The sequence below is a fragment of the Kitasatospora cathayae genome (assembly GCF_027627435.1).
GTDB lineage: Bacteria > Actinomycetota > Actinomycetes > Streptomycetales > Streptomycetaceae > Kitasatospora > Kitasatospora cathayae.
In genome coordinates this window covers 5,665,922-5,672,500 of record NZ_CP115450.1, presented here as the reverse complement: position 1 = coordinate 5,672,500, position 6,579 = coordinate 5,665,922, and the positions used below count along the sequence as shown (strand labels likewise).

The following is a 6,579-nucleotide window of genomic DNA, read 5'->3' as shown; positions in this document are numbered from 1 at the left end:
CCGGAGTTTCATTCATCGGATTCGGCTTTCGCCTTTCGGCACTCCCGAACTCTATCAGAGTTTCTCGGTCCGTTTTCCCGGCCGTTCTCGAATTCGCATTCGAGGACTTCCTTGGGGCTCGTCCCGTGGGGCAACCCGGAGAACATTACGCACCGGGTCGCCCCACGTCAAACCAGCCTCAGCAGGGGCCGAACGGGCCCCCGCGCACGGCTCAGACCTCGACGACGACCGGCAGGATCATCGGCCGGCGGCGGTAGTTGTCCGCGACCCACTTGCCAATGGTCCGGCGGACGAGCTGCTGCACCTGGCGGGGCTCCAGCACGCCGTCGCTCGCCGAGCGGTCCAGGGCCTCCTGGAGCTTGGCGGCGACCGGCACGAAGGCGTTGTCCTCGATGCCGGAGCCGCGGGCCTGGATGGTCGGGCCGCCGACGATCTTGCCGTTGGTCGAGTCGACCGCGACGAAGACCGAGATGAAGCCCTCCTCGCCGAGGATCTTGCGGTCCTTGAGCGAGGCCTCTGTGATGTCGCCGACCGAGGCGCCGTCCACGTAGACGTAGCCGGCCTGCACCTTGCCGACGATCCGGGCGACGCCCTTCTCCAGGTCGACGCAGACGCCGTCCTCGGCGATGACCACGCGGTTGCGCGGGACGCCGGTCGCGATGCCCAGCTCGGCGGCGGCCCGCAGGTGGCGCCACTCGCCGTGGACCGGCATCAGGTTGCGCGGCTTGCAGATGTTGAAGAAGTACAGCAGCTCGCCGGCCGAGGCGTGCCCGGAGACGTGCACCTTGGCGTTGCCCTTGTGCACGACCTTGGCGCCCCAGCGGGTCAGGCCGTTGATCACGCGGTAGACGGCGTTCTCGTTGCCCGGGATGAGCGAGGAGGCCAGGACGACGGTGTCGCCCTCGACGATGCGGATCTGGTGGTCGCGGTTGGCCATCCGGGACAGCGCCGCCATCGGCTCGCCCTGCGAACCGGTGCAGATCAGCACGACCTCCTTCTCCGGGAGGTCGTCCAGCTGCTTGACGTCCACGATCAGGTTGCCGGGGACCTTCAGGTAGCCGAGGTCACGGGCGATGCCCATGTTGCGGACCATCGAGCGGCCGACGAAGGCGACCTTGCGGCCGTACTCGTGGGCGGCGTCCAGCACCTGCTGGATGCGGTGCACGTGGCTGGCGAAGGAAGCGACGATGATGCGCCGGTCGGCGTTGGCGAAGACGTTCCGCAGGGCCGCCGAGATGTCCCGCTCGTGCGGGATGAAGCCGGGGACCTCGGCGTTGGTGGAGTCCACCAGCAGCAGGTCCATGCCCTCCTCGGCCAGCTTGGCGAAGGTCGGCAGGTCGGTCAGGCGGCCGTCCAGCGGCAGCTGGTCCATCTTGAAGTCGCCGGTGGCCACGACCATGCCGGCGGGGGTGCGGACGGCCACGGCGAGGGCGTCCGGGATGGAGTGGTTGACCGCGATGAACTCGCAGTCGAAGGGGCCGATGCGCTCGCGCTGGCCCTCCTTCACCTCCAGCACGTACGGCCGGATCCGGTGCTCGGCGAGCTTGGCCTCGATCAGGGCGAGGGTGAGCTTCGAACCGATCAGCGGGATGTCCGGGTTCTCCCGGAGGAGGAAGGGAACGGCGCCGATGTGGTCCTCGTGCCCGTGGGTGAGGACGATGCCGTCGACCTTGTCGAGGCGGTCCCGGATGTAGCTGAAGTCCGGGAGGATCAGGTCCACTCCGGGCTGCTCGTCCTCGGGGAAGAGGACGCCGCAGTCGACGATCAGGATCCGGTCCCCGTACTCGAAGACCGTCATGTTGCGGCCGATCTCGCCGAGGCCGCCGAGCGGAGTGATGCGGAGGGCGCCCTCCTTCAGGGCCGGGGGCGCGCCGAGCTCGGGATGCGGGTGGCTCAAAAGACTCTCCTCACGACGCACGCCATATGTCCGGGGTCCTCCCCCTGGAGACATATGGCGTGCGTACTCAGTGTCGTTTTCCTACTGGGTCGGTGCTCTCGCGCCTTCGTTCCGGTCCAGCGGCGGACCCGGGGCGGGTCCGGCGAGCCGGGGCGCGCACGTCTGTGTCTGCTACAGGTGTACCCCGCCGGCGGCGAGATCCTGCTTCAATCGGTCGATCTCCTCGGGCGTCGCGCCGACCAGCGGCAGCCGCAGCGGCCCGGCCGGCAGGCCCTGGAGGTCCAGCGCGGCCTTGGAGAGGATCACGCCCTGGGTGCGGAACATACCGGTGAACACCGGCAGCAGGCCCTGGTGGATCGCGGTGGCCTTGGCCACATCGCCGGCCAGGTAGGCCTCGATCATCGACTTCAGCTCACCGGCCGCCACGTGCCCGACGACGCTGACCACGCCGACGGCTCCGACGGACAGCAGCGGCAGGTTGAGGATGTCGTCGCCGGAGTACCAGGCGAGGTCGGAGCGGGCGATCGCCCAGGCCGCGGCGCCCAGGTCGCCCTTGGCGTCCTTGTTGGCGACGATCCGCGGGTGCTCGCCCAGACGGACCAGGGTCTCGTGGCTCAGCGCGACCCCACTGCGGCCCGGGATGTCGTACGCCATGACCGGCAGGCCGGTGGCGTCGGCGACCTGCGTGAAGTGCCGGTACAGGCCGTCCTGCGGGGGCTTGTTGTAATACGGCGTGACGACCAGCAGCCCGTGCGCGCCGGCGGCCTCCGCCTGCCGGGCCAGCTCGACGCTGTGGTGGGTGTCGTTGGTGCCGACCCCGGTCACCACGTGGGCGCGATCCCCGACCGCCTCCACCACGGCGCGGACGAGCTGGGCCTTCTCGGCGTCGCTGGTGGTCGGGGACTCACCGGTGGTGCCGTTGACGACGAGGCCGTCGTTCCCGGAGTCGACGAGGTGCGTGGCGAGGCGCTGGGCGCCGTCGAGGTCGAGTGCGCCGTCGGCGGTGAACGGGGTGACCATCGCGGTCAGCACCCGGCCGAACGGCGTCTGGGGGGTGGAGGTCGGAGCCATGCGTCCAAAGCTACTCGTAGGCGGTGGGACGGTACCCATGCCGGTCCATGGTTCGGACAGGTGGAGCAGGCCGGGGCTGGGGAGATGGGACTCCGGTGCTGCCCGCTCGGGGGTTCAGGCAGCACCGGAATCCGTGGTCACGAATGTAGGGAGCGGCTAGAAAAGCCGCAATCCAGACATGCCAGACGCACTGCCCATATGCCTGTCGCCGCAGGTCAGGGGGCGACTCGGCCGTGCTTCTCGAAGGCCGCATGGGTGAGCGGCATGAGCTGCGCCCACTGCTCCTCCATCTGCTCGGCGACCATCTCGATCTCGCGCTGCGGGAAGGACGGCACCGCCGAGTTCTCCCGCCGGGTGCGCAGCGAGAGGAAGTGCATCAGCGAGCGCGCGTTGCAGGTCGCGTACATCGAGGAGAACAGGCCGACCGGCAGCACCGCGCGGGCCACCTCGCGGGCCACGCCGGCCGCCAGCATCTCCTGGTAGCGGTTGTAGGCCTCGCGGTAGGAGGCCTCCATCGCCTCGGTGACGGTCTCGTGCTGCTCCGCGGTGCCCTCGACGAACTCGTAGCGGCCCGGTCGGCCCTCCTGAACCAGCTTGCGGTCCTCGGCGGGCACGTAGAACACCGGCTGCAGCTCGCGGTAACGCCCGCTCTCCTCGTTGTAAGACCACCCGCTGCGGTGGCGGTGGAACTCGCGGAACACGAAGATCGGCGCGCTGATGAAGAAGGTCATCGAGTTGTGCTCGAAGGGCGTGCCGTGCCGGTCGCGCATCAGGAAGTTGATCAGGCCCTTGGACTTCTCCGGGTCCTGCTGGAGCGCCTCCAGGGACTGCTCGCCCGCGGTGGAGACCCGGGCCGCCCAGATGACGTCCGAGTCCGCGGCGGCGCTGCGGACCAGCTCCACCGTCACGTCGCTGCGGAAGGTGGGGGCCGTCGGTTCGTCGCTCACGCGTTGCTCCTTGCGGGTTCGGTGCTGTGCAGCTTGATGGCGTGCTGCATGGTCTTGCGGGCGCGCGGGGTGTCGCCGGCGTCGGCGTAGGCCACGGCGAGGCGGAACCAGACCCGCCAGTCGCCCGGCGCGGCCTCCGCCTCGGTCCGGCGGCGGGCGAACACCGCGTCGGCCGAGGCCCGGTCGATCCGCCCGCCGTTGGTGCGCTTCAGCTCGTCCACCGGCAGGCCGCCCTCGGCCTCCAGCTCCCGGGCGAGCCGCTCGCTGGCCCGGCCGAAGCGGACGGTCTGGCGCAGGAACCAGACGCCGATCAGCGGGATCACGAAGGCGCACAGGCCGATGCCGATGCCGAGCGGCTTGCCGGTGGCGATCAGCTGGACGCCCTCCCCCACGCAGAGCAGGGCGACCAGCAGCAGCACGCCGGACAGGACGAAGAAACCGGTACGGGAGGTCATGAAGGGCTCACAGGTCCAGGAAGTGTTCGAGGCCGAAGGTCAGCCCCGGGGTCTCGACGACCTTGCGCACGCCCAGCAGGATGCCCGGCATGAAGCTGCTGTGGTGCAGCGAGTCGTGCCGGATGGTGAGCGTCTCGCCGGTGTCGCCGAACATCACCTGCTGGTGCGCGAGCAGGCCGCGCAGCCGTACGGCGTGCACCGGCACCCCGTCCACGTCGGCGCCGCGCGCGCCGGGCAGGCTGTGGGTGGTCGGGTCCTGCTGCTTCGGGCGGCCGGCCTCGGCGCGGGCCGCGGCGATCAGCTGGGCGGTGCGGGTGGCGGTGCCGCTGGGGGCGTCGGCCTTGCGGTCGTGGTGCAGTTCGACCACCTCGACCGACTCGAAGTACTTCGCCGCGATCTGGGAGAACTTCATGCCGAGGATCGCGCCGATGGAGAAGTTCGGCGCGATCAGGACGCCGACGGGCAGCGGCGGGAGTCCGGTGGCCTCGGCCGGGACGAGCCAGCCCTCCAGCTCGGACAGCCGCAGGTCGTCCCAGCCGGTGGTGCCGGTGACCACGTGGATGCCGTTGTGGACGCAGTAGTCGAGGTTGCCCATGACCGAGTCCGGGTGGGTCAGCTCGACAGCGACCTGTGCCCCGGCCTCGGTCAGCTCCTCCAGCCTGGAGCCGCGGCCGAGGGCGGCCACCAGCTCCATGTCCGGCGCGGCCTCGACGGCCTTGACGGCCTCGGAGCCGATCCGTCCCTTGGCGCCGATCACGGCGACGCGCAGCGTCATAGCGAAGTTCCTCTCACACCAGCCGGTCTCAGACCAGCAGATCGGCGAGCTTGGCGGCCCGCTTGTCGTTGACCGGACCGATCAGCGCCAGCGACGGCCGGTACGCGCCCAGCACATCACGGGCCACCGCGTGGACGTCCTCCAGGGTCACGGCCGCGATCCGCTCCAGCATGTCGTCCACCGACAGGTGGTGCCCGTAGCTGAGCTCGGCCTTGCCGATCCGGTTCATCAGCGAGCCGGTGTCCTCCATGCCGAGCACGGTGGAGCCGGAGATCTGCCCGATCGCGCGGTGCAGCTCCTCCTCGGTGATGCCCTCGGCGACCACCTTGGCCAGCTCCTGGCGGCAGATCCGCAGCACCTCCTCGACCCGCTTGGGCTGGCAGCCGGCGTAGATGCCGAACAGGCCGCTGTCCGCGTACGAGGAGGAGTACGAGTAGACCGAGTACGCCAGGCCGCGCTTCTCCCGGACCTCCTGGAACAGCCGGGAGCTCATCCCGCCGCCCAGGGCCGCGTTGAGCACGCCCATCGCCCAGCGGCGCTCGTCGTGCCGGGGCACCCCGGGCACGCCCAGCACCAGGTGGGCCTGCTCGGTGGAGCGGTTGAGCACCTCGATCCTGCCAGCCGTGCGCAGCGCCTTGACGCCGCGGCGGGCCTCCGCGGGTGCCGCGGTGGAGCGGGCCAGCACCGGGGCGAAGGCCTGTTCGACCTGCTTGACCACCTTGCGGTGGTCGAGGTTGCCGGCCGCGGCGACGACCAGGTGCTCCGGGCGGTAGCGGCGGTGGTAGAAGCCGGCGATCTGGTCCCGGGTGAGCGCCTTGATGGTCTCCTGGGTGCCGAGGATCGGGCGGCCGAGCGGGCCGCTGCCGTAGATCACCTTGGCGAACAGGTCGTGGACCACGTCGCCCGGGTCGTCCTCGGCCATCGCCATCTCCTCGAGGATGACGCCGCGCTCGGCGTCGACGTCCTCGGGGCGGATCAGCGAGCCGGTGAGCATGTCGCAGACCACGTCGATGGCCAGCGGCAGGTCGGTGTCCAGGACCCGGGCGTAGTAGCAGGTGTTCTCCTTCGCGGTGAAGGCGTTCATCTCGCCGCCGACCGCGTCCAGGGCCGCCGAGATGTCCAGCGCGCTGCGCCGCTCGGTGCCCTTGAAGAGCAGGTGCTCCAGGTAGTGGGTCGCGCCGTTGAGCTGCGGGGTCTCGTCCCGCGAGCCGACGCCGACCCAGATGCCGAAGGTCGCGGAGCGCACCGTCGGCAGGGTCTCGGTGACGACCCGCAGGCCGCCGGGCAGCACGGTGCGGCGCACCGTGCCGGCGCCGTCGACGCCCTTGAGCAGGGTCCGGGTGCTGCCGGGACGCTGCTTTACCGCCGGGGCCTGGGCCACGGTGGGTACCTCCAGAGGAAACGCACGTGGGAATGGCACGTACGGACGAACGC

General features: G+C 70.4%; 6 protein-coding genes. All 6 read right to left on the bottom strand.

Features of this window, described 5'->3' with window-relative positions; all coding sequences use genetic code 11:
- Positions 1-211: 211 nt before the first annotated feature.
- The 6 genes from O1G21_RS25325 to O1G21_RS25300 all read right to left on the bottom strand — a co-directional run bounded on the left by O1G21_RS25325 (position 212) and on the right by O1G21_RS25300 (position 6,526).
- The gene (locus O1G21_RS25325) at positions 212-1,897 is read right to left on the bottom strand and encodes a ribonuclease J (protein ID WP_270146924.1); all 1,686 of its coding nucleotides are present in this window, start codon (positions 1,895-1,897) and stop codon (positions 212-214) included.
- A 171-nt stretch (positions 1,898-2,068) separates the two neighbouring features.
- The gene (dapA, locus tag O1G21_RS25320; RefSeq protein WP_270146923.1) at positions 2,069-2,968 is read right to left on the bottom strand and encodes a 4-hydroxy-tetrahydrodipicolinate synthase; all 900 of its coding nucleotides are present in this window, start codon (positions 2,966-2,968) and stop codon (positions 2,069-2,071) included.
- Positions 2,969-3,183: 215 nt separating this feature from the next.
- Positions 3,184-3,915 carry an FAD-dependent thymidylate synthase gene (gene thyX, locus O1G21_RS25315; RefSeq protein WP_270146922.1) on the bottom strand — a complete coding sequence of 244 codons (732 nt, stop codon included), beginning with the start codon at positions 3,913-3,915 and terminating at the stop codon, positions 3,184-3,186.
- Entirely contained in the window at positions 3,912-4,370 is a 459-nt protein-coding gene (locus O1G21_RS25310; RefSeq protein WP_270146921.1) for a tetratricopeptide repeat protein, read from the bottom strand. The genes thyX and O1G21_RS25310 overlap by 4 nt, the downstream gene beginning before the upstream one ends.
- A gap of 7 nt (positions 4,371-4,377) precedes the next feature.
- Positions 4,378-5,145, bottom strand: a complete 768-nt coding sequence (gene dapB, locus O1G21_RS25305) for a 4-hydroxy-tetrahydrodipicolinate reductase (protein WP_270146919.1) — start codon at positions 5,143-5,145, stop codon at positions 4,378-4,380.
- Positions 5,146-5,173: 28 nt separating this feature from the next.
- Positions 5,174-6,526 carry a M16 family metallopeptidase gene (locus O1G21_RS25300; protein ID WP_270146918.1) on the bottom strand — a complete coding sequence of 451 codons (1,353 nt, stop codon included), beginning with the start codon at positions 6,524-6,526 and terminating at the stop codon, positions 5,174-5,176.
- Positions 6,527-6,579 lie beyond the last annotated feature (53 nt).